This window comes from Thermostichus sp. OS-CIW-32 (assembly GCF_054060415.1).
In genome coordinates this window covers 52,967-72,933 of sequence record NZ_JBSSDD010000003.1, presented here as the reverse complement: position 1 = coordinate 72,933, position 19,967 = coordinate 52,967, and the positions used below count along the sequence as shown (strand labels likewise).

Genomic DNA, 19,967 nt, shown 5'->3' with positions numbered 1-19,967 from the left:
ACTATACACCCTCTGGACAAGTGACCGCCGATTTACTCTTCCTCTTATGCTTGTGGAAGGGGCGCTCAACCTTTACGGGCTAGGGTGTAGGTGCTGACATAGTGAGTTTCTCGGCGCAACACCGCACAGCCTGCCTGTTGCAGGCGCACCCCCAGATCGTCGTGGATGTAGTCGCGGTAGTAGGGTTCGTGGAAGGTTTGCATAAAGGCTTCCATCGTCTCCTTCAGCTCTGGCGAATCCAGCAGTTGCACCGAGTCGCAGATGACCACCACGCCCCCTGGCTTCACCACCCGACTCATCTCGTTGATGACATTTTGTCTGGCCGGGCCAGGCAGCTCATGAAAGAGAAAAACGCTGATGACGGCGTCAAAGGTGGCATCGGCATAGGGCATGGCCTCGGCGTTGGCGCGGATAAGCTGGGGCAGCTCCCCCGGCAGCTCCTGCAACAGTCGGTTGGCCTTGCGCAGATAGGCGGGGGAAAGATCCAGACCGTACAAAGCCGCTTTGGGCAGGGATCCCCGCAGTAGGCGCAGCATCCGCCCCGTGCCACAAGCTACATCGAGGATGTGGGGGCTGACCAAGGTGGGATCCAAGGCATCTTTGAGCAGGCGAATCACCCGACGGCGCATCGCGTCCGCTGTGCCCCCAAACAGCAGCTCCACCTGCAGGTCATAAAGCTCAGCCGAGCTGTCGCTCAGGTAGCCGTTGGTTTGGTAATGGAAATTTTGCAGGTAGTATTTCGGATAGCCCTCGGTGGAGATGTCTTGAGAAAACTCTTGGTAACGCTTGCTGTGAACCCGCCGAGTAATTTGCGGCAAATCCAACCACACCTGTGGGTAATAGCGGGCAAAGTCCAGCCAGGGGTTGTCGAACAGGAGCGCGTGAGGGTAGTACCCTGCCTCAGCATCTTGCCAGTCCGCTTGCAGGAGTTGTTCGTAACGGGCCCGCAACACCTGTAGCGTGTCAGCGCTCACCCGCACCTTGGCCCGCGGCGGCGGGGTCCTCCCGGAGGAGAAGCTTTGCAGATCCCTGAGCACCGAGAGCATCAGATCTGAAGCTTGGGTGGAGAGCGCTTTGTGGGCAAAGCCGAAGATGTTTTTGCCCCACTGAAAAGCACGGTAGGCAGCTTCTCCGACTGGAGATGGGATCGGCAGCGACAGCTCAGGACTTAGTTGTAGGCTCATAACCCTGCAAGGTGCGAATGAAGAATGAAGGCTTAACGTTTGTTTACACTTAATTATAGCAAGGCGGCCACGCCGGGCCGGCAGCCGCTGGGCGCGGGGAAAACCTGGCGGAATTGGATCCCTGAGCACACCCCATCTGGCCAAGCAGGGGAGTACTCTAGTGGTGTCCTCAAAAGGATGTCCCCGATTGCCCTATGAGCTGGAGGAAGGGGCTGATCAGGTCGATTTGATAATGGGAAGAGGGAGCGCCTCAGCATGACAACCAAGACGGTGTTGGTCATTGACGATAGCATCATGATTCGCAAGATGGTGGCCAGCATCTTGGCCGATCAGTTCCAAGTGGTGGAGGCCAAAGACGGGTTGACAGGGCTGGAAGCGGCCAAAAAACATCACCCCGACCTGATCCTGCTGGATTTTGTCATGCCCAAGATGGATGGCTACGACACCTTGCAGGCCATCCGCCGCGAAGACAGTCTGAAAAATACCCCCGTTATCATGATGTCGGGGATGAAGGAACAAGTGACAGCCCGCATCCCTGAGCCTTTTGTCGACTTCGATTTTATCGAAAAGCCGTTTGAAGCGGAGACTCTTCTGGCTCAAATCCAAAAGGCCCTGCAGGTGACTCCTGCGGCGGCAGCGGAGCCGGGATCCGAAACCAACACCCAACTGATTCTGAACCGGCTCACCGCCATCGAGACGCTGCTGATTCAAGGTACGGAAAACCTGATCCAGCGGGAAGTAGTGACGCGGCTTGCCAACCTCAACCAGCGCCTAGATCGTCAGGAGTCTCACAGCGCTAACCTAGAAGAGCAAATCCGTAAGCTCACCAGCGAAGTGGAACGGCACAGCCAGGGCTTAGCCCTAATCGTCAAAGAGCTGCGGCATATCCGTAAACTATTGGGGGGTCTTGATGGCTGAGCAAAGCTTTGAGCGCGCCTACCGACACCTGGATGCGGTGACGGCCCTGTTCGTGGCGGTGCTGCTCATCTCCAACATTGCCTCGACCAAGATCGTTCTTCTGGGGCCCTTTACCTTCGATGGCGGCACCATTCTTTTCCCCCTCAGCTACATTTTCGGCGACATCCTCACCGAAGTCTATGGCTATGCCCGCTCGCGACGGGTGATCTGGCTGGGATTTATCTCGGCGGCCCTCATGTCGGTAACGTTCATGATCGTGGGATCCCTGCCGGCCGCCCCCGACTGGCCCTATCAAGAAGCCTACGACCAGATTCTGGGCCTGACGCCCCGCCTTGTGCTGGCCAGCTTAATCGCCTATTGGGGAGGCAGCTTTGCCAACGCCTACGTACTGGCCCGGATGAAGGTGTGGACGCGGGGACGGTGGCTGTGGACGCGCACCATTGGCTCTACCCTGGTGGGCCAAGCGGTGGATACTGGACTGTTTGTCACCTTGGCCTTCTGGGGGGTGTTCCCTGGCCTGGGCAGCTTAATACTCTCCAACTATGTGTTCAAGTGTGCCGTTGAGGCGGCGTTCACGCCCCTGACCTATGCCATTACCGGCTGGCTAAAGCAGCAAGAACAAGAAGACTACTTCGATGTGGCAACCGACTTTAACCCCTTCCGCCTCCAGCCTGTGTCTAGATGAATCCATCAGCCGCCTCAACGGATCTGGCCTTGGGAGGGATCCCATTTTGGTATAGTCAGAGCGTTATCCTTTCTATCCTGCTGCCGTCCGGTGTTACCGGGAGCTTTTATCCAAGACAAGACTTTTGTGAGGGATCCGCAAGATGATGCTCGTTTTCCAAATTGCTTTGTTGGTGTTGGTGCTTTACAGCTTGCTGTTGGTGGTGGCGGTGCCGGTGCTCTACAGCTCAGCCAGCGACTGGAGCCGGGCCAAGAATGTGATTTTGGTGGGATCCCTGCTCTGGGTGCTGATGGTGATTGGGGTGGGGGTGCTGAGTTTCCTCAAGTGAAGCCGTAGAAGGGCGAGGGCCAATCCACCGAAGGTCACCTTGTGGTCGCAATCAGCGTTGCGTGGGAGCTGCACCGTGGGTGTGGCGGCCCAAAGTTTTTGTCTGGGATCCTGGACGAACTACGCACTTCCGCACCTCGATAAGCCTTAAGCTCTCTCGGTAGAGGGGATCCCATCCCCTACAATGGACGGCGAGGCGTCGGCCTTGCTTGCCATCGGTCAGGCTGTCTACAGGCCGCGCTAGTGAGCTTTGAAGGTGCTGAGGTGTTTCAACCAGCGGAGGTTTGGGTGTTGAGAGCAGTGATGAGAGCAGGGAAATGTTCGCAGGAACTTGGCCTTGCCCGGCGAGGCATGAGGCTGGCCTTGGCGGTTCTGGTGATGGGGAGCCTGGGATCCCTGGTGATGCCCCATTCTGCAGAGGCGCAGTCGGGTTTGGTGATCACCGGCAGTGAAGGGGTACCTGTCCTCAGCTATCGGCTCGATTTTGGCGGGGTTCGCAGTCGTTTGGATCGCTACCGCCTGACGATCCCCCCCCAGAATGTGGCGGTGGCAGAAGTGCAGATCAACGGGGACAGGAATTTCGATGGCCGCATCGATCCGGAAAGTGTCCGCCTGGAGGTAGAAGGCCGGCCTGTAGAGCTGGATCAAGTGTACTGGAACGAGGAGTTTCGCTCTCTAGAGGTGGTGGCCCGTCAACCCATTGCTGCCGGTCAGGAGATCCGTCTGGTGCTCTCCAACGTGCGCAACCCTTCATCTGCCGGTATCTACCGTGTGGAGGCGCGGGTACGGGGTACGGAACCCAACCCCCTCTTCCGGAATGTGGGCAACTGGCTGATTACCATTGAAGACCCAGAGCGGATTGGCTTCTGATCTATTGACCCGATGATCTGACCTACTGTTGATCTTTGCGGCGATCCTATAGGCACAGCCCTTTTGCGGGTCTGGGACAGCGACACCCAAGTTCCCGGCCAGTTGGGGTGGGATCCCTCTGCAAGTGTTTGTTCGCCGTGGTATGGGCTGCTGGAAAAAGCCGGAGTTCTGAGTTTTTCTAAGAATGGGGATTGTGCAAATCCGGCAAGTTTGGGTGGGGGAGTGTTTACCTTGTTGCTTGCTGACACTTGGTATCCCGATTGGTGGCAGGCTCTAATTTTGGGCATGGTGCAAGGGATCACCGAATTTCTGCCCATTAGCAGCACGGCCCATCTGCGGGTGTTTCCGGCTTTGGTGGGGTGGCCGGATGCGGGAGCTTCGTTTACGGCGGTGATCCAGTTGGGCAGTTTGGGGGCGGTGCTGATCTACTTTGCCTCTGACCTGCGCCAGTTGCTCCTGGGCTCCTGGAAAGCCTGGCGAGAACGAGATTTCCAGCAGGAGCCTTGGCGGCTGCTGGTAGGGATCCTGGTGGGAACAGTGCCAATTGTGGTTGCCGGCTGGGCCATCAAGGCCATTTGGGGATCCCCGCCCCGCCAGTTGTGGGTGATCGCCACCGCAGCCATTGGCTTGGCTTTGTTGTTGGGCTGGGCAGAGCAAACGGGCAAACGCCAACGAGACCTTCACAGCTTGGGCATTGGGGATGGGATCTGGGTGGGGCTGGCCCAAGCTTTGTCCCTGATCCCTGGGGTGTCGCGCTCCGGCTCGACGCTGACGGCGGGGCTGTTGCTCAATTTGCAACGCCCGGCTGCCGCCCGTTACTCCTTCTTGCTGGGGATCCCGGCGCTCTTTTTGGCGGGGGTAGAAGAGTTGATCTCTGAGTTCAGGGCAGAGGCGCTGCTGTCGCAGGGGTTGGGCACTCTTTCTGCTTTTGTCTTTTCCTATCTCTCTATCGATTGGCTGATTCAGTTTTTGCAGCGCAGCAGCACCTGGCTGTTCATCGTCTATCGGATTGGCTTTGGCCTGTTCATTTTCTTGGGGTTGGCCCTGGGGTTCCTGAAACCCTAGGCTGGGTTTTGCAGCTCCTTCCTTCACCCTTGCTCCCGCAGGCTCTGCAGCGCCTTGGGCAGGTGCTCCGCCAGGTGGGCCGGATCCACCCCTGTTAGACCGCGTTCCCGCGCCAGCTGGATAGCCGCTTGGGCATGCCACCACACCCCGGCACAGGCGCAACTGAGCAGCTCAGCAATCTCCAAGGGCCGACCCACTTGGGCCGTTCGGCGGGCCACCAGGCCACCAATCAGGCCAGTCAAGACATCGCCGCTGCCACCGCGGGCCAAAGCCGGTGTGCTCTCCGGGTTCACCCAGCATTCCCCAGTGGGAGAGGCGATCACCGTCCGCGCCCCTTTCAAAACCACCACTGCTCCACTCTGGGCTGCCGCCCTTTGGGCTGCCTCGATGCGATCCCCAAGCGGGATCCCCGGAAAAAGCCGCCGAAATTCCCCCAGGTGGGGGGTGAGGATGGCCTGGATCCCGTTTTCTGGCAGGCGCTCTACCCCCATCTCCGCCAGAGCATTGAGGCCATCGGCATCGATAACCCAGGGGATCCCGGCCCAATCCCGCAGCAGGAGTTCCAGCAGCGGTAAGCGGGTTTCTCCCAAGCCCGGCCCCACGGCCACCGCCTGAAAGGGTTTCTCGGCCACCTGGGGCAAAGCGGGGATCCCCTCCCAGGCATAGACCAAGACTTCCGGCAGGGCGCTGTGGATCACTCCTTTCAACTCCGCCGGCACCGCCATCGTCACCATACCCACCCCACTGGCGCGGGATCCCAGCCCCGCCAACAGGGCCGCCCCGGCATAGGCCGCCGAGCCTGCCACCCCTAGCAGGGATCCCTGGCGGTATTTGTGGGTATCCAAAGGGGGATCCGCGGGAAAGTGCTGCCAAGGCCGCAGCAACAACCGGGGAACCTCCACCTCTGGGTAGGCCCAAGCGGGGATCCCAAAATCAACGCGATGTAACCGTCCTACCCAAGGCAGAGCTGCTTCCTGCCACAGCCCCCGTTTCCAAAGGCCAAGGGTATAGGTATGGCTGGCGCGAATGCAGCAGCCCCAGACTTCCCCGGTTTGGTCGTTGAGGCCAGACGGCAAATCCAGGCTAAGGATGGGGATCCCACTGCCATTGGCCCACCCCACCGCCCCCGCCCAAGGCTCCCCCAAGGGTCGGTTCAAACCGATCCCAAACAGGGCATCGATGAGCAAATCGCAATCGGCCAGCTCCTCAAGCTGCCCCACAAACTCCGCCCCCAGCGCCTTGAGATAGCGGGCGTGGTCTGCCGTTAGGGGCTTGAGTTCTGGCTTGCCCAACCACACCTTCACCGACTTTTGGGCCAGCCATAGCTCCCGCCCAACCACCAACCCATCGCCACCGTTGTGCCCTGTCCCACAGAGGATCCCAATGCGCTGGGCTTGCGGAAAATCCTTCTGCAACTGAGCAACAACGGCCAGCCCCACCTTCTCCATCAGAGCGGCAACGGGCATGCCGGCAGAGAAGATCTGCTCCTCAATGCGCTGCATCTGTGCGGAACTGACCAGGCTGATGGCCGGATCGAACTGGCAACGAGAACCCATATCGCTACGCAACGCTGTTGCAACCGGCGGCATTGCTGAGGGGAGATGGCTCATGGCTAAGTTGCGCTAATCGAGCTTAGCTCTATCACATTCCCATCCGGATCCCGGACGAACACTGCCGCTCGCCCGGAAGCGCTCGGTTGCACCTCATACCCTTCCTGCCGCAGGCGAGCCTTCACCGCTTCCAAGTCATCTACCCCCAGCGCCACATGGGGATTACGCCCCCACTTTGAGGATCCCGTTCCGCTTCGCTGCCGTGGATCCATCGGCTCCTCGGCCACGATTAAATGAATTTGGGAGGAACCCACTTGATACCAAGCGCCGGGAAAGTTAAACGCAAAGCGTTCCGCCTTGGGGATCCCAAGCACCGTTCCGTAAAAATGTTCGGCTCTGGCCAGATCGCTCACCCAAAGGGCGGTGTGCAGGTGATGATAGGTTGGCTTTTGGGGGGCAGTCATTGTCTTGTTGGGAAATCTTGACCGTGGGGCTTTGCAAGGCCGACGCGAACATCAATATTTTCTCCGAACGGCAAGCCAAACCCGTAAGCTAAGGTGGAGCTAGCGCACCCGCGACAACCGTATCTTTGTTTTCGCACAGGGGTTGACCTATGGGATCCCGCACCAAGTTTTTTGGCACGGTCTTGGCCATGCTGGCCGTGAACAGCATCTACATGCAGTTGCAGCAGCTTTCCCTGAGGCTGGAGGAAAGGGATCCCGCCCCCTCTGAGCAGTCTTCTCCAGAGCCTCAAAGCAGCCAGGACTCCGTCCTGCTTCCGCGAGCGGAACGGCTGGATCCCTGGCACCGTGTTGCCCAAGTCTTGCAGGGTCTGTGGCCCGGCGATGCGAGCTTGAAAGGACTCCGTTCCGCCAACGCGAACGGGATCCTGTCGCCAGAGTCCACGTCCCCCCTGGAGCCTTGAGTGCCAAGCTGAGAGGGGATATGACGCTTTGCAAAGGGGATCAAACCCCGTACCATAGAGGAGCAGGTTTCTCCGTTTCTCTGTTTTCAATCCCCAGGACTCACCATGGTGCAGCCGTCAGCGACCTCTGGGCAAAAGCCGATTGTCATCGCCCCTTCCATCCTTTCAGCCGATTTCAGCCGGTTGGGGGAGGAAGTACGGGCAGTGGATGAGGCGGGGGCCGACTGGATCCATGTGGATGTGATGGATGGCCGCTTTGTGCCCAACATCACCATCGGCCCGTTGGTGGTGGAAGCCCTGCGCCCGGTGACGGCCAAGCCCCTGGACGTCCACCTGATGATTGTAGAGCCGGAGAACTATGTGGCGGATTTTGCCAAGGCAGGGGCCGACATTATTTCCGTGCACGCAGAGTCCAGCTCCACCATTCACCTGCACCGCACCCTCAGCCAAATCAAGGATCTGGGCAAGCAAGCGGGCGTGGTGCTCAATCCGGCCAGCCCTTTGGAGCTGATCCAATACGTGCTGGATCTGGTGGATCTGGTGTTGATCATGAGTGTCAACCCCGGATTTGGCGGGCAAAGCTTCATTCCGGCAGTGGTGCCCAAAATTCGCCAGTTGCGGGCCATGTGCGATGAGCGGGGCCTGGATCCCTGGATCGAGGTGGATGGTGGCTTGAAGGGAAGCAACGCTTGGCAGGTGATCGAGGCAGGAGCCAATGCCATTGTGGCCGGTTCGGCAGTGTTCAAGGCCAAAGACTATGCAGAAGCCATTCGCAGCATTCGCAACAGCCGCCGTCCCGAGCTGGTGACAGTTTAAGGTGACAGTTCATTTTGAAGGAAACTGCTCCCTTGCTGAAATCCGGCTTGACCCCAGCGCTGCGCTGAGCCAACTCCTCACGTGCCTTTAGCGCAAAGCAGCAGCCCCTTTCTGGGCAGCGTAAGGCCCCGTCCCGCTGTTGACGGCAGTTGTGCCCAGGCAATGGGGAGGCCCATCGACGGAGGGGGGGATGATCGGCTGGGGCAAAGTGGGGCTGAAAAAAGTCTGACAAAAAGGCACGCGGTTGCGCCGAATATCGGCAAGGTAGGGAGGAGGAATGGTGCCCAAATAGGCGCCCAGCACCTGCTGCTCGGGATCCTCTGGCAGTATTTGGTAATGCAACATCAGGCGATTATCGGGAAACCAGGCGCGGATAAGCCTTTGCAGGGTCTTCAAGTTGAAGCCCGGCTCTTCAGGGTTGCGAATCAGGTGCATTCCCGCCAGGCGCCCGCCGACAAAATAGGCTTGCACATAAAACCCACGGGCATAGATGGGGGGCTCCAAGGAGTTCTGAGATGAAGGGGAATCGGGCAGGTAAAGGGCTTCACCCCCAGGACGCAGTTGCCAGCGGCTCCAACGGGGATCCTCCCGCTCGCTAGAAAGGGTCTCCCAGTTGTTGACCCGGGCGTAGCTCAAGAAGCGCTCCTCGACCATGCCCAGATAGAGCATTTCCATTTGCAAGGGCAGCCGAGCCCGGGTTTGCAGCAGGGGCAGAGTGCGCACTTCTCCCTGCTTGAGCACCAAGGTCTCCCCCCGCGCCGAGCAAGGGACACCTATGAGCATAGCCATCAGCAACCCTGTTCCAATTGCCCGTCCAATCTGGCTGAGGCCGCGCCTTGCGAACAGCTCTAGCCGGAGAGGTAAAAACTGCGCCACTGGCTGCGGCTGTGGCCCATTGCCCCTCAAAACCGTCGAAGCAGGAATGTAGGATGAGATCAGCACAGCAAAAAAGCAGGGTAGTAAGTAACCGATCCTAACCCAAAGAGACAAGGTTCTTCGAGAATCTTAATCTGGTCTCTGAGGAAAGTTGCTTGCCAGTCTGCCCTGCCGATGGTTTGGGTAGCGAATGCGCATTACCCTCGAGAATGGCATTCCCGCTGCAGCAGCTTCCGACCGGCCAGGATGGCCGGGAGTGATCGTCATTGCCGGCCCCACGGCCACCGGGAAATCTCGACAGGCGCTGCTTTTGGCCCAACGGCTGGGATCCCCGTTGTTGAATGCGGACTCTCGCCAGGTCTACCGCGAGTTCGACATCGGCACGGCCAAGCCCACCCCTGCTGAGCAGGCCCTTTGGCCCCACGAGTTGATCGACATTGTTGATCCCTGCCACACCTACACGGTGGCCGAGTTTCAGCAGGCGGCCCAAGCCCGCATCGCCGAGGCCCATCGGCAGGGACAGACTCCCATCTTGGTGGGGGGCACCGGTCTCTACATCCAGTCGGTAACCTCCGGCCTGGGGATCCCTGCTGTACCCCCGCAGCCCCAACTGAGAAGACAACTGGAAACTTGGCCCCCTGAGATCCGCTACGCCTGGCTGCAGCAGTTGGATCCCGTTGCCGCCCAGCACATTCATCCCCATGACGCAGTGCGCACGCTGCGTGCTTTGGAGATCGTTTACACCACCGGGAAGCCGGCTTCCAGCCTACGGCAGGCCCATCCCCCCCATTACCCCATCTTGATCCTGGGGCTGCGCTGCCCAATGCCCCGTTTGGAACAACGCATTGCCCGGCGCACGGCAGAGATGATGGAGCGGGGGTGGATCGAGGAGGTGAAAACCCTGCGGGAGCGCTACGGGCCAGACTTACCCCTCTTGCAGACCTTGGGCTATGCGGAGATCGGCGCTTACCTGGAGGGGCGGATCCCGGAAGCCGAACTGCAGCCCCTGATTGTGCGGCGCACCCGCCAATTTGCCAAGCGGCAGATGACCTGGTTCCGGGCCGTGCCAGGGATCCAGTGGCTGGACTGCGAAGCTGAGGATTTGCCGGAGCAGATCTGGAAGCAGGTCAAGGCTTGGATGGCAGCTCCGACCACTGTTGAAACCAGTCCCGCCGCCGCTGAGCATCGGCTTTTCGATCCGTAAGGATCTCCAACACCCGCACCCCTTGGGCAGGCAAGGGATCCAAAGCTTGGGCCAGCTCCTGCCAGCTTTCCACCCGCCGGTGGGGAATGCCGTGGGCTTGGCAGAGGAGGGCAAGATCCACCGACTGGGGAGTAGCAAAGTAGGGCTCAAAGGGCGGATCTGGCCCTTGACGGCCCACCTCAGCGATGGGCAGCAGCTCAAAAATCCCACCCCCCTGGTTGTTGATGAGGAGAATGGTCAGGGATCCCTGCAGGTGAGGGCCAAGCCGCAGGCCGCCGCAGTCGTGCAAAAAGGCCAGATCCCCGGTTAGCAACACCGTCGGGCGCTGCCGGTGGGCCACCCCGAAGGCGGTAGAGAGAAGGCCATCGATGCCGTTGGTGCCGCGGTTGAAGTAGGGCCGGATGCGGCGGTCGTTGGGGGGCCAAAACCACTCCACATCCCGCACCGGCGTGCTGTTGGCAATGAATAGCGGCGTCTCTGGCGGCAGGTGGCGGGCCAGCCACCAGGCTATCCTACCCTCAAACCACTCCGGCAGGTCAGCCATAGCCTGGTCTAAGGCGGTCCGGATTTGCGCTTCGGCTGTCAGCCAGCCCTGCAGAAAAGTTGTTTGCTTGGCCGGTGCTTCTGGGATCCCGGCGACCCACTCCTCTACGGCGAAAGGCAAGTGGGTGGTGGGGTTGTGCAGGGGATCCCCATTCTCAGGGCGGGGATCCAACCGCCAAACGCGGGGAGCAACCTTGGCCAGGGTTTGCCGCAGCGCTTTGCTGGTGGGCAGGGATCCCAGTTGGATGACTTGCTCTGGCCAAAGCTGGGGCCGATCCCGCTGCAGGATGAGATCGTAGGTGGTGATGAGATAGGGGTTGAGGGAAGCGTAGTTCCGCAGGGGAGAAAGCCCCTCCGCCAGCACCGGCCAGCCCAAAGCCGTCGCCAAACGGGCCACTGCCTCCACATAGCGCTGGGGATCCAGCGGTTGAGCCGGCCCCGCCAAGATCACCCCCCGCTCACAGCTGCGCCACTCCTGCCAAAAAGAAGCTGTCTCCGTCTGCAGAGGGCTCCGCACCGCCTGCAAGGAAGAGCCGGTGCATGGAGGAGCAACCCCACGAAAAAAGGTCTTCTCGAACTCCGGATCTTCCTGTAGATGGAGCAGCGGCGCAGTGCTGCCATCGGCAATGGGAGCCAAGGGATCCCGGAAAGGCACATTTAAATGCACCGGGCCGGGAAAAGGGTAAAGGGTGCGCTCCCAGGCGTGCACTAGGGTTTGGCGCAGGTAGGCCAGGGCTTCTGGAGCCGCGCTGGGCACGGCCAATTCCGCCTGCCAGTTGGGGTAATGGCCGTAGAGCTTCACTTGGTCAATTGCTTGGCCGGCGCGACAGTGGCGCAGCTCTGGAGGCCGATCCGCCGTCAGGATCAACAGGGGAAAGCCACTTTCGGCTGCCTCAAGGAGAGCCGGGAAAAAGTGGGCGGCAGCACTGCCGGAAGTACACACCAGGGGAATGGGCCGCCGGGTTTGCTGGGCCAATCCCAGCGCAAAAAAGGCTGCCGACCGCTCATCCAGCACCGGGATCGCCTCGATGTCGGGGTGCTGGGCCAGGGCGTAGGTCAGGGGGGCTGAGCGGGATCCCGGAGACACCACCGCTAAACGGCAACCCAGCCGACTCAAGGTTTCGGCCAATAGGGATCCCCAGAGGGTGTTGAGGTTGCGCCAGTCCAGCCGCCTCGGCAGGACAAAGTTTTCACCGGTCACAGCGGAGACAAGGTGTTGAGATCGAATCGGGATCCCGGCGGCAAAAAGTGAATGCGGGCATTGTGCAGCCGAAAATACTCATCCGCCGCCGCCTCCTGAACGGTCGAGTACAGTTGCGTCCCGTCCACAATCGTCACCGTCCCCAAGCCGATCACCTCCATCACATCGTCGGCCTGGATCACCACCGCCGTATTCTCGTCAATGCCGATGCCCAGACATTGGGGGTAGTGGGCCACCGCCGTGACCAGCCGCACCAGGCGATTGCGCTGATGGAAATGTTGATCGATGATGACGCGAGGCAAAAGGCCCAAGCCCGTCTTCACCGTTACAATTGCCGGCGTGGGCGGTTCTCCGCTGTAGCCGCGGGAGATCATCTGCTGCCCCAACGCAGAAGCTCCGGCGCTGGTTCCGGCAATTACCGTCTGCCCCCGCTGCCACTGCTGTCGAATGGCCTCCATCAGCTCGCTGTGGGCCAGCACCTCCGCCAGCCGCTCCTGATCCCCACCCGTAAAGTAGATGCCGGTGGAGAAGCGGATTTTCTCAACGTTATCGGGATCCCTCGCCTCCATCGGGCTGCGGATATCTAGAACTTGGAGGCTGGCCGCCCCCATCTGCTGAAAAATGTTGGCGTAGATCTCCCCCAGCACCGCCGGGATCCCAGAAGCCGCGGGCACGATGGTGATGTGGGCAGACTTTCCCCCCGCTCGGCGGAAGAATTCCCAAAGGATGTGGCGCTCATTTTCCTTGTCCTCTGCTCCCCCGACGGCGATGATGTCGGAACGGGCGGTGATGGGATCCTTCACAGTAGGGCGACTTAGGGGTTGGGCGTCGTTTGTCGGCGTGGAAGGAACTCCATTCCACTCCAGCTCACGGTGGGCGGCAGAAACATCAGGCAAATGGGGCATGGAGCGCGAGGAAGATTAAAATGGGCACATTTCACTTTCACTATGCTACGGCTTGGGATTCGGTTTGGCGCAGCTCAATTCTAGATTTCACGGAAGAGTCAGGGGTTGGTTAGGGGTCTCGAAAGGGGGAATAATGTTCGTGAGAACACCCTTCGGTTCACCCAGCAGGAGCATCCATGGCCAGAAAACCCGACGGATATCTTGTCCACATCATGCTTGAAGGTGGACAAACCATGCAGGTACGGGTCAAAGAAGCCAGAGAATACACGGAGTTGATCAACAACCTCATGGTGGGCGGCGAAGAGTTCATCACCTTGCCCAAGCAAATGGACAATGAGTACATGATCGTGCGTCCTCAACGGGTGTCCGCTGTATCGGTGGAGGCAATCTACGCTTCCAGCGTTGGCATCGACCTATGAAATTGGGGATCCCTTGCCCAAAGAACGGAATAGCTGGGGATCCCAATACAAAACCCCCGCCACCAGAGCAGGGGCTGCCAGAGGGCTAGACCCTGAAGGGCCTAGAATCCATGGCGTTGGTAGGTCACCCTTGTGGAGGCAAGATCACCTTGTCGATGACGTGGATGACACCGTTGGAAGCTTCAATGTCGGCTGTTACCACATTGGCATCGTTGACCTTGACACCATCAGCCAAAGAGATTTCCACAGGGGATCCCTCGACCGTAACCACTTCCCCAGCTTCCAAAGAGGTGGAGAGAACTTTGCCGGGCACTGCATGGTAAGTGAGAAATCGAAAAAAGTCCCCGAAAAAGATGTTTCTACTGCCCCAAGATGCTTTCTTACAAAGGCTGCTGGGGTATCTTCCACTAAGGTTAGATTTGCAACAATCATCGCAGGGTGGTGGTGAGCAATCCAAAACAGGCTGAAAAAGGATCCCTTGAGGCTGAGGGATCAGTTACGTTTGTCTGCATCTATAGTCATTCTGATTCAAACTAAAACGCTGCACCCACACCTGAAGCGTTGAATGCGCGGGGCTGGAAGACTTTTCTTGGTAGCTCAGGCGTCTCACTCTAACCTGAAACGACTGTACTGTTTTGTTTGCTCGAGCTGTCTATCCAGCGGCAGCACAAAAAATAACACCCTCACGGTGCCGAGCAAAGGGATAAATGAGTTAACGAGCTCGTAATAATCCTGGCAGTTGTGCTTACTCTTCTTCCGGCTCGAAGTCTTCGTCGTAGTCGTCCCCGATCAAATCGTCGATATCGTCGATGTCTTCTTCCAAAATCATCTCAGGGACCTCAATGGGCTGCTCGATCAACCGGCCCTCTTTGCGCAACCAGTCAAGAATGGAGAGGCTGCTAGGAGAGGGCACCACCGTTGGCGGCTGATCGCGGGGCTCTTCGCGCAGAGAGGGATTGTGGTAGTACATGCCGTACGGAAAAAGGGCAGTTATCGACGAGGAATGAACTCGGCTTGGATTGATCTCCTCTCAACCGAGGGACGCGGGCTTTCCATCGATATATCCCTCAGTTTAGCCTATGCCTGCCACTCCTGCAAAAAGCGGCGCAGCACCCGATCCAGCTCAACAGCTCGCGCTGCCTTGAACAGCAGCCGATCCCCGGCTTGCACGTGATGGAGCAAGATTTCCAGCAGTTCGGATACCTCCTCGCAGCGTTCTGTCTGGGCTGCCGGTTTTTGGTCGAGCAGCGGTTGCATTTCTCCTTCGGGATCCAAGAGCAAGATCCGATCCAGCCCCAGAGGGGCAGCCGCCCGACCCACCTCTGCATAGAGCTGAGGCGCATGCTCTCCCAACTCCCGCATCGGGCCGAGAATGGCCCAGCGCCGTTTTCCCGGGGTTTGGGCCAGCAGGTGTAGAGCCGCGATCATCGCTTCCGGCGAGGCGTTGTAGGTTTCGTCCCAGATTTCCACATCTCCTGCCAGCTTGAGATGGCGGTTGCGCCCCTCCAGAGGGGTAGGCAAGGCGATGGGTTCTCGGAGCCGCTCCCAATCCAGCCCCAAGCTGCGCAAAGCAGCCAGCACCCCCATCCAGTTGAGGGCATGATGCCTTCCCGGCAGAGGCACCGGCAGCGTTAGGCCCTCCACGGTTACCGTTTGGGCTTGGGGATCCCATTCTCCCCGTAAGTCCCCCCGATCCAGACCATAGGTAAGGGTTTGTCCCGACCACAGGCTGGCGGCGGTAGACAACAGCAAGGGATCTTCTCCATTCAGCAGAGCCACCCCCTGCCCTAGCTCCTGCAGCAGCTCGCACTTGGCAGCAGCAATGGCCGCGCGGGATCCCAGTCTGCCGATGTGGGCGGTGCCAATATGGGTGATCAGAGCGTGGGTGGGTTGAGCCATCTGAGCCAGCCGGCGAATTTCTCCGGGGCCGCGCATGGCCATTTCCAGAACCACAAACTGATGCTCCGGTCGCATCTGGAGCAGGGTTTGAGCAACCCCGATGTCGTTGTTGTGGTTGGCCTCACTTTTGAGAACTGTGCCGTAGCGGGATAGGGCAGCCGCCAGCATTTCCTTGGTGGTGGTTTTGCCTGCTGAGCCCGTGATGGCTACTACGGAGGGGGGAAACTGCTCCCGCCAGCCTCTGGCAATGCGCTGGTAGGCAGCTAGGGTATCTGAGACTTGAAAATGGGGCCCAGCCACCGGACGCTGGCTGATGACGGCAACGGCCCCCCTTGCCAAAGCTTGTGGAATAAAGTTGTGTCCATCAAACCGTTCCCCCCGCAGCGCCACAAAGACTGACCCCGGCTGGAGTTGGCGGCTGTCGGTGCAAATGGCTTGGACGGGAAGACCCAACAAATGGGGATCCCCCTGCAGAGGAGTTTGCAGCAGGTCAGCCACAGTTCGTAAGGTCAGCATCGGGCAGAAACTCCAATTCGCCTACAGCCTCTTCGTCTATGGTCATTTCAGACCCGATTGAGACATTTCCCAAGCGCTCCCCCTCACCCCCAGCCCCTCTCCCAGGGGGAGAGGGGAGTTGGGGATAGCTGTACAGCTTTTTTCAGCGTTGTTTACCACAGCCAGTGTCAATCAATCTCTTGCGTGGGAAGGCTCCCGCTTGGCTACGGAACTCCCATGAAGTCGGAAAAAGCTGTAAACCCAGTTCCTGGGCAACGCCAATACACGACTGGGTATAGGAAGTTGTCAGCTGGGTTGCAGCGTTTCGATCCCAGTCGGGAGGGCGATGATTGCCTCTTTGGCCATGCCGATGAACAGGCCATGTTCCACAACCCCCACCGTCCCTTTGAGTTGATCGGCGATCTTGGCAGGATCCGCTATGGGGCCGAATTGGCAGTCGAGGATGTAGTGCTGCTCATCCGTCAGGTAGGGATCCCCGTTGGCATTCCGCCGTAAGGTGGCTGTGCACCCCAGAGCCTCTACCCGCGCCAAGGTGGTTTTCCAGCCAAAGCGCACCACCTCTACCGGCACCGGGAAGCGAATGCCCAACTGCGGGACTTTTTTAGAGGCATCGGCAACGATGATCAGCTCGGCAGCGCTGGCCTCCACCAATTTTTCCCGCAACAGGGCCCCTCCTGCCCCTTTGATCAGGTCCAGGGATCCCACTTCAATCTCGTCGGCCCCATCGATGGCCAGATCCAGGCGCGGCTGCTCTTCTAGGGTAGCCAGCGGGATCCCCAGGGAGCGGGCCTGTTCAGCCGTGCGCTCGGAGGTGGGCACACCGAGGATCTGCAGACCCTCGCTTTGCATCCGCTCTGCTAGGGCGCTGACAGCAAAGGCGGCTGTGGATCCCGTGCCCAGCCCCACCACCATTCCCGACTGCACCTTTTGAACTGCAGCCCGGGCTGCCGCCTGTTTCAGCTCATCTAAAGACTCGGTCCCGCTGCCGCCAAGGGTAGTCATTCCCAGCTCCTCTCCCGTGGATGAAGATCCTACCAAAGTGCTTTGCACCGCTACCGCCCGCTCCAGCTAAAACCCTCCGGCGCTGCCACCACCCGACCGAAGAGATCATAGGGCTCGGCGTGGGTGATCTGCACCGGCACCAGGGATCCCAGAGAGCCCTCCCCACGCACGTACACCACCCCGTCCACTTCGGGGGCAAAGCGAGGGGAGCGGCCAATCCACTCGCCGGTTCTGGGGTTTTCCTGCTCCAAAAGTACAGGTACCACTCGGCCCACCTGCTCGCGGTTGCGGCGGAAGGCAATGCCTTGCTGCAGTTGCATTAGACGGGCGCGGCGCTCTTGTTTGACAGCCTCTGGAACCTGATGGGGGAGGTGGTAGGCAGGGGTGCCCTCTTCGGGAGAAAAGGTAAACACCCCCACATGGTCAAACTGATGGCGCTGGACAAAGTCTAGTAGATGCTGGAAGTGCTCCTCCGTCTCCCCAGGAAAGCCGACGATAAAGCTGGTGCGCAGCACGGCATTGGGCAACGCCTGGCGCAGCCGCTCGATCACCCGGTCGTTGACCTGCCCTTGCCAGGGGCGATTCATGGCCTTGAGGATCTCAGGATGGCTGTGCTGTAGGGGCAAATCCAGGTAAGGCAAGAAATTGGGAGTTTCTTGGATGGCCTCCACCACTGCAGGCGTGATGCCGGTGGGGTAGGCGTAGAGCATGCGGATCCAGGGAATGGGGATCTGGCCCAGGGCGCGGATAAGCTCAGCCAAGCGCGGCTCCCCGTAGAGGTCGATCCCGTAGTGGGTGGTGATCTGGGAAATTAAAATCAGCTCCCGCACTCCTTCCTCGGCCAGCTGTTCTGCTTCCCGGAGGATGGACTCGATGGAGCGGGAGCGTTGGTCGCCCCGCAAGTGGGGGATGATGCAGAAAGAGCAGCGGTAGTTACAGCCCTCAGCTACCCGCAGGTAGGCCACCGGCGCGTGGGTGGTGCGGTAGCGGGGGACAGTCTCATCGGCAATGTAATCCAGGCTAGAAGTAACGGCATTGACCCGCTCTCCCCGCTCCACCCGCTCGATGATTTGGACGATCTGGTGATAGTCGCCCGTGCCCACGATAGCCACCGCCTCCGGGATCTCCTGCAGCAGCTCCTCCTGGAAGTGCTGCGCCAGGCAGCCGGCAATGATGATCTTTTTGCCTTGTACCGCCAGCTCCATCAGGGTACTGACCGACTCCCGTCGCGCTGCCTCGATGAAGCTACAGGTGTTGACAATCACATAGTTAGCGCTCTCTTCGTCCCCATCCACCCGGTAGCCCGCTTGGGCCAGCAGGCCCAGCATGTGCTCGGTGTCCACCCGGTTTTTCTCACAGCCCAGGTGCAAGATGGCAACGGCCGGGGCCTCCGGCGCCAAACGGGAGGGGCTGCGGAAGGGCGTAGGCAGGGTGCTTTCTAACCGGTTCATCAGGAGGCCAAGAAGCTGGCAGAAACGGACAACAATCGATGGGGCTTTCCTATTCTAGTCCCAGTTGGATTTCCCCTCGCTTTTGCAGGGGGGCAGCAGATGGCCCTCTGTTTCTAAGCCCAAGCGGCTAGTCCTAAAATTGCGTCCACACCAAGCCCACCGACACCACCACTGCCAGGCCGCTGGCCGCCCAGCTCCAGGGATCCCCGCCAGCCGCCGTCGAAAACAGAGGTGCCCGTCCGTAGCCCCGCAGTCGCAGCGCCTGATAGGTGCGCTCGGAGCGCTCGTAGCTGCGCACCAACAGGGTGCCCACCGAAGCAGCCAGGAAGGGTAGGTCTTGCCTCAAAGCCGGCCCAGGACGCCACAGGGATCCCCGCGGTCGCCAACCCCTCAACCGGGCTGCCCGTTGCATCTGCTCCCACTGAGCGGCCACCTCCTGCAAATAGCGCTGGGTGAGCCAGGCCAGTTCCAGCAGGAGGTCTGGGATCCCCAGGGCCCGCAAAGCTGCCAACAGTTCCGACGTGGGAGTGGTCTCCAGCAGCAGCATCGTGAGGGCAAATAGGGCCAGCCCTCTCCCCCCAATGCGAAGCGCCATCTGCAGCCCCTCCCAACGCAGAGCCAGGGATCCCCAGCGCCACAGGATGGTTTCCCCCGCCCAGAAGGGTAGGATCCCCATCAACCCTGCCACCAACAGCCCTGGGGCTGCCAGCCGCCTCAGCCCGAGGCTCCAAGGCAATCCCGACAGGCTCCACAGTCCGGCCACCAGCGCCCAGATGAGCGGCAAGAGGGCCAGGCACCTCACCGAGGCGAAAGCCGCCATCAGCGCCATCAGGCCCAGCACCTTGGGCAGAGGTTGCCACCGGTGGAGCCAGGAAGGGGGCTTGGAGAAGTCAGGACGCCAGCAGCAAGGGATCCCTGAGCCGGCTTCATCTCTTGCCATACTCTCCCAGCAGCGCCGGTTGTACCCGCTGCAAAAACAGCACCACCCAACTGGCGAACAACCCCTCCACCACCATCAGGGGGATGTGGGCCACCACCAAGCTCCCAAGAGCCAGGCGACCGGCTTCTGTGGAGAGGATCCCGCTGCCAGCGTCAACCACAGCAGCCATGACCACCCCGTAAAACAACAGCACTGCTAGACCCACCCCAACCGCTCCCGCCAAGAAGGCAGACACTCCGGCCCCCATCACCCGACGGCCTGCCCGAAAAATCCCACCGGCCAGGAGCGCCGGGATCCCCATAATGGCGGCGTTGATGCCCAATGTGGTCAGGCCCCCATGGCCAAAGGCCACCGCCTGAAAAAACAAGCCCACTACAATCGCCGGATAGGCCAAAGCCCCCAACATCAGACCCATCAACCCGTTCAGCACCAGATGCAGGCTGGCCGGGGGAAAGGGCAGGTGAATCGAAGAGGCCACAAAAAAGACAGCCGTGAGCAAAGCCGCTTTGGGCAACTGATGGCGGGGATCCCGTTCCCACCAAGGACATTGCTCGGCAACGCCGGCGCGACGGAGAAGCCGCAAGCTGTAGCTGGTGATCAGGGCGGTGATGCCATAACCCCCTAGCCAAAGCGGTGCTGGCAAAATGCCATCGCTGATGTGCATGGTCAGT

At 60.0% G+C, this 19,967-nt stretch carries 22 protein-coding genes; 9 read left to right on the top strand and 13 right to left on the bottom strand.

Going from position 1 to position 19,967, the window contains the following annotated elements; genetic code table 11:
• Nucleotides 1–65 precede the first annotated feature (65 nt).
• Complete coding sequence (locus tag ACVWY8_RS05360) at nt 66–1,184, bottom strand: class I SAM-dependent methyltransferase (protein WP_414349803.1); 1,119 nt, start codon at nt 1,182–1,184, stop codon at nt 66–68.
• Between the two features lie 255 nt (nt 1,185–1,439).
• Between ACVWY8_RS05360 and ACVWY8_RS05355 the strand changes: the two genes are divergently transcribed.
• The 5 genes from ACVWY8_RS05355 to ACVWY8_RS05335 all read left to right on the top strand — a co-directional run bounded on the left by ACVWY8_RS05355 (nt 1,440) and on the right by ACVWY8_RS05335 (nt 5,049).
• Nucleotides 1,440–2,102 carry a response regulator gene (locus ACVWY8_RS05355; protein ID WP_414398547.1) on the top strand — a complete coding sequence of 221 codons (663 nt, stop codon included), beginning with the start codon at nt 1,440–1,442 and terminating at the stop codon, nt 2,100–2,102.
• Nucleotides 2,095–2,787: a queuosine precursor transporter gene (locus ACVWY8_RS05350; protein WP_457393411.1), complete on the top strand. Its 693-nt coding sequence runs from the start codon at nt 2,095–2,097 to the stop codon at nt 2,785–2,787. The genes ACVWY8_RS05355 and ACVWY8_RS05350 overlap by 8 nt, the downstream gene beginning before the upstream one ends.
• A 142-nt stretch (nt 2,788–2,929) precedes the next feature.
• Nucleotides 2,930–3,115, top strand: coding sequence for a photosystem II reaction center protein PsbZ (gene psbZ / locus ACVWY8_RS05345; RefSeq protein WP_011433643.1), 186 nt, complete (start codon nt 2,930–2,932; stop codon nt 3,113–3,115).
• Between the two features lie 350 nt (nt 3,116–3,465).
• A complete protein-coding gene (locus tag ACVWY8_RS05340; protein WP_238376751.1) occupies nt 3,466–3,984 on the top strand; it encodes a DUF2808 domain-containing protein in 519 nt (172 codons plus the stop codon).
• A 231-nt stretch (nt 3,985–4,215) separates the two neighbouring features.
• Nucleotides 4,216–5,049, top strand: a complete 834-nt coding sequence (locus ACVWY8_RS05335; RefSeq protein ID WP_457393409.1) for an undecaprenyl-diphosphate phosphatase — start codon at nt 4,216–4,218, stop codon at nt 5,047–5,049.
• Between the two features lie 23 nt (nt 5,050–5,072).
• On the opposite strand, the gene ACVWY8_RS05330 is transcribed toward ACVWY8_RS05335, so the two are convergent.
• Nucleotides 5,073–6,659, bottom strand: coding sequence for an NAD(P)H-hydrate dehydratase (locus tag ACVWY8_RS05330; RefSeq protein ID WP_457393407.1), 1,587 nt, complete (start codon nt 6,657–6,659; stop codon nt 5,073–5,075).
• A gap of 2 nt (nt 6,660–6,661) precedes the next feature.
• Nucleotides 6,662–7,063: a VOC family protein gene (locus tag ACVWY8_RS05325; RefSeq protein ID WP_457393405.1), complete on the bottom strand. Its 402-nt coding sequence runs from the start codon at nt 7,061–7,063 to the stop codon at nt 6,662–6,664.
• A gap of 149 nt (nt 7,064–7,212) precedes the next feature.
• On the opposite strand from ACVWY8_RS05325, the gene ACVWY8_RS05320 reads away from it, so the two are divergent.
• Nucleotides 7,213–7,524 carry a hypothetical protein gene (locus ACVWY8_RS05320; protein WP_414331818.1) on the top strand — a complete coding sequence of 104 codons (312 nt, stop codon included), beginning with the start codon at nt 7,213–7,215 and terminating at the stop codon, nt 7,522–7,524.
• A 105-nt stretch (nt 7,525–7,629) separates the two neighbouring features.
• Complete coding sequence (gene rpe, locus ACVWY8_RS05315; RefSeq protein ID WP_414408814.1) at nt 7,630–8,340, top strand: ribulose-phosphate 3-epimerase; 711 nt, start codon at nt 7,630–7,632, stop codon at nt 8,338–8,340.
• Between the two features lie 87 nt (nt 8,341–8,427).
• On the opposite strand, the gene ACVWY8_RS05310 is transcribed toward rpe, so the two are convergent.
• The gene (locus ACVWY8_RS05310; protein WP_457393403.1) at nt 8,428–9,282 is read right to left on the bottom strand and encodes a hypothetical protein; all 855 of its coding nucleotides are present in this window, start codon (nt 9,280–9,282) and stop codon (nt 8,428–8,430) included.
• A gap of 124 nt (nt 9,283–9,406) precedes the next feature.
• Between ACVWY8_RS05310 and miaA the strand changes: the two genes are divergently transcribed.
• Nucleotides 9,407–10,420: a tRNA (adenosine(37)-N6)-dimethylallyltransferase MiaA gene (gene miaA / locus ACVWY8_RS05305; RefSeq protein ID WP_457393401.1), complete on the top strand. Its 1,014-nt coding sequence runs from the start codon at nt 9,407–9,409 to the stop codon at nt 10,418–10,420.
• Here miaA and menD read toward each other — a convergent pair.
• Nucleotides 10,344–12,164 (bottom strand): 2-succinyl-5-enolpyruvyl-6-hydroxy-3-cyclohexene-1-carboxylic-acid synthase, encoded by a 1,821-nt coding sequence (gene menD, locus ACVWY8_RS05300; RefSeq protein ID WP_457393399.1) that lies wholly within the window; start codon nt 12,162–12,164, stop codon nt 10,344–10,346. The two genes, miaA and menD, sit on opposite strands and share 77 nt — an antisense overlap.
• Nucleotides 12,161–13,069 carry a cyanophycinase gene (locus ACVWY8_RS05295; RefSeq protein WP_414342426.1) on the bottom strand — a complete coding sequence of 303 codons (909 nt, stop codon included), beginning with the start codon at nt 13,067–13,069 and terminating at the stop codon, nt 12,161–12,163. Before ACVWY8_RS05295 ends, menD begins: the two co-directional genes overlap by 4 nt.
• Before the next feature lie 176 nt (nt 13,070–13,245).
• On the opposite strand from ACVWY8_RS05295, the gene ACVWY8_RS05290 reads away from it, so the two are divergent.
• Nucleotides 13,246–13,488, top strand: coding sequence for a hypothetical protein (locus tag ACVWY8_RS05290; RefSeq protein WP_414357385.1), 243 nt, complete (start codon nt 13,246–13,248; stop codon nt 13,486–13,488).
• Nucleotides 13,489–13,612: 124 nt separating this feature from the next.
• Here ACVWY8_RS05290 and ACVWY8_RS05285 read toward each other — a convergent pair whose 3' ends face one another.
• From ACVWY8_RS05285 to cbiM, 7 genes are all read right to left on the bottom strand, one after another.
• Entirely contained in the window at nt 13,613–13,945 is a 333-nt protein-coding gene (locus ACVWY8_RS05285) for a fasciclin domain-containing protein (protein WP_457393397.1), read from the bottom strand.
• A gap of 288 nt (nt 13,946–14,233) precedes the next feature.
• Nucleotides 14,234–14,458, bottom strand: a complete 225-nt coding sequence (locus ACVWY8_RS05280) for a DUF3134 family protein (protein ID WP_011433626.1) — start codon at nt 14,456–14,458, stop codon at nt 14,234–14,236.
• Nucleotides 14,459–14,565: 107 nt separating this feature from the next.
• Nucleotides 14,566–15,903 (bottom strand): UDP-N-acetylmuramoyl-tripeptide--D-alanyl-D-alanine ligase, encoded by a 1,338-nt coding sequence (locus ACVWY8_RS05275; protein WP_457393395.1) that lies wholly within the window; start codon nt 15,901–15,903, stop codon nt 14,566–14,568.
• A gap of 285 nt (nt 15,904–16,188) precedes the next feature.
• Nucleotides 16,189–16,905 carry a ribose-5-phosphate isomerase RpiA gene (rpiA, locus tag ACVWY8_RS05270; protein ID WP_457393393.1) on the bottom strand — a complete coding sequence of 239 codons (717 nt, stop codon included), beginning with the start codon at nt 16,903–16,905 and terminating at the stop codon, nt 16,189–16,191.
• Nucleotides 16,906–16,955: 50 nt separating this feature from the next.
• Complete coding sequence (gene rimO, locus ACVWY8_RS05265; protein ID WP_457393391.1) at nt 16,956–18,356, bottom strand: 30S ribosomal protein S12 methylthiotransferase RimO; 1,401 nt, start codon at nt 18,354–18,356, stop codon at nt 16,956–16,958.
• Between the two features lie 133 nt (nt 18,357–18,489).
• A complete protein-coding gene (gene cbiQ, locus ACVWY8_RS05260; protein ID WP_457393389.1) occupies nt 18,490–19,296 on the bottom strand; it encodes a cobalt ECF transporter T component CbiQ in 807 nt (268 codons plus the stop codon).
• Entirely contained in the window at nt 19,283–19,960 is a 678-nt protein-coding gene (cbiM, locus tag ACVWY8_RS05255) for a cobalt transporter CbiM (RefSeq protein WP_414424707.1), read from the bottom strand. The genes cbiQ and cbiM overlap by 14 nt, the downstream gene beginning before the upstream one ends.
• Nucleotides 19,961–19,967: the final 7 nt, after the last annotated feature.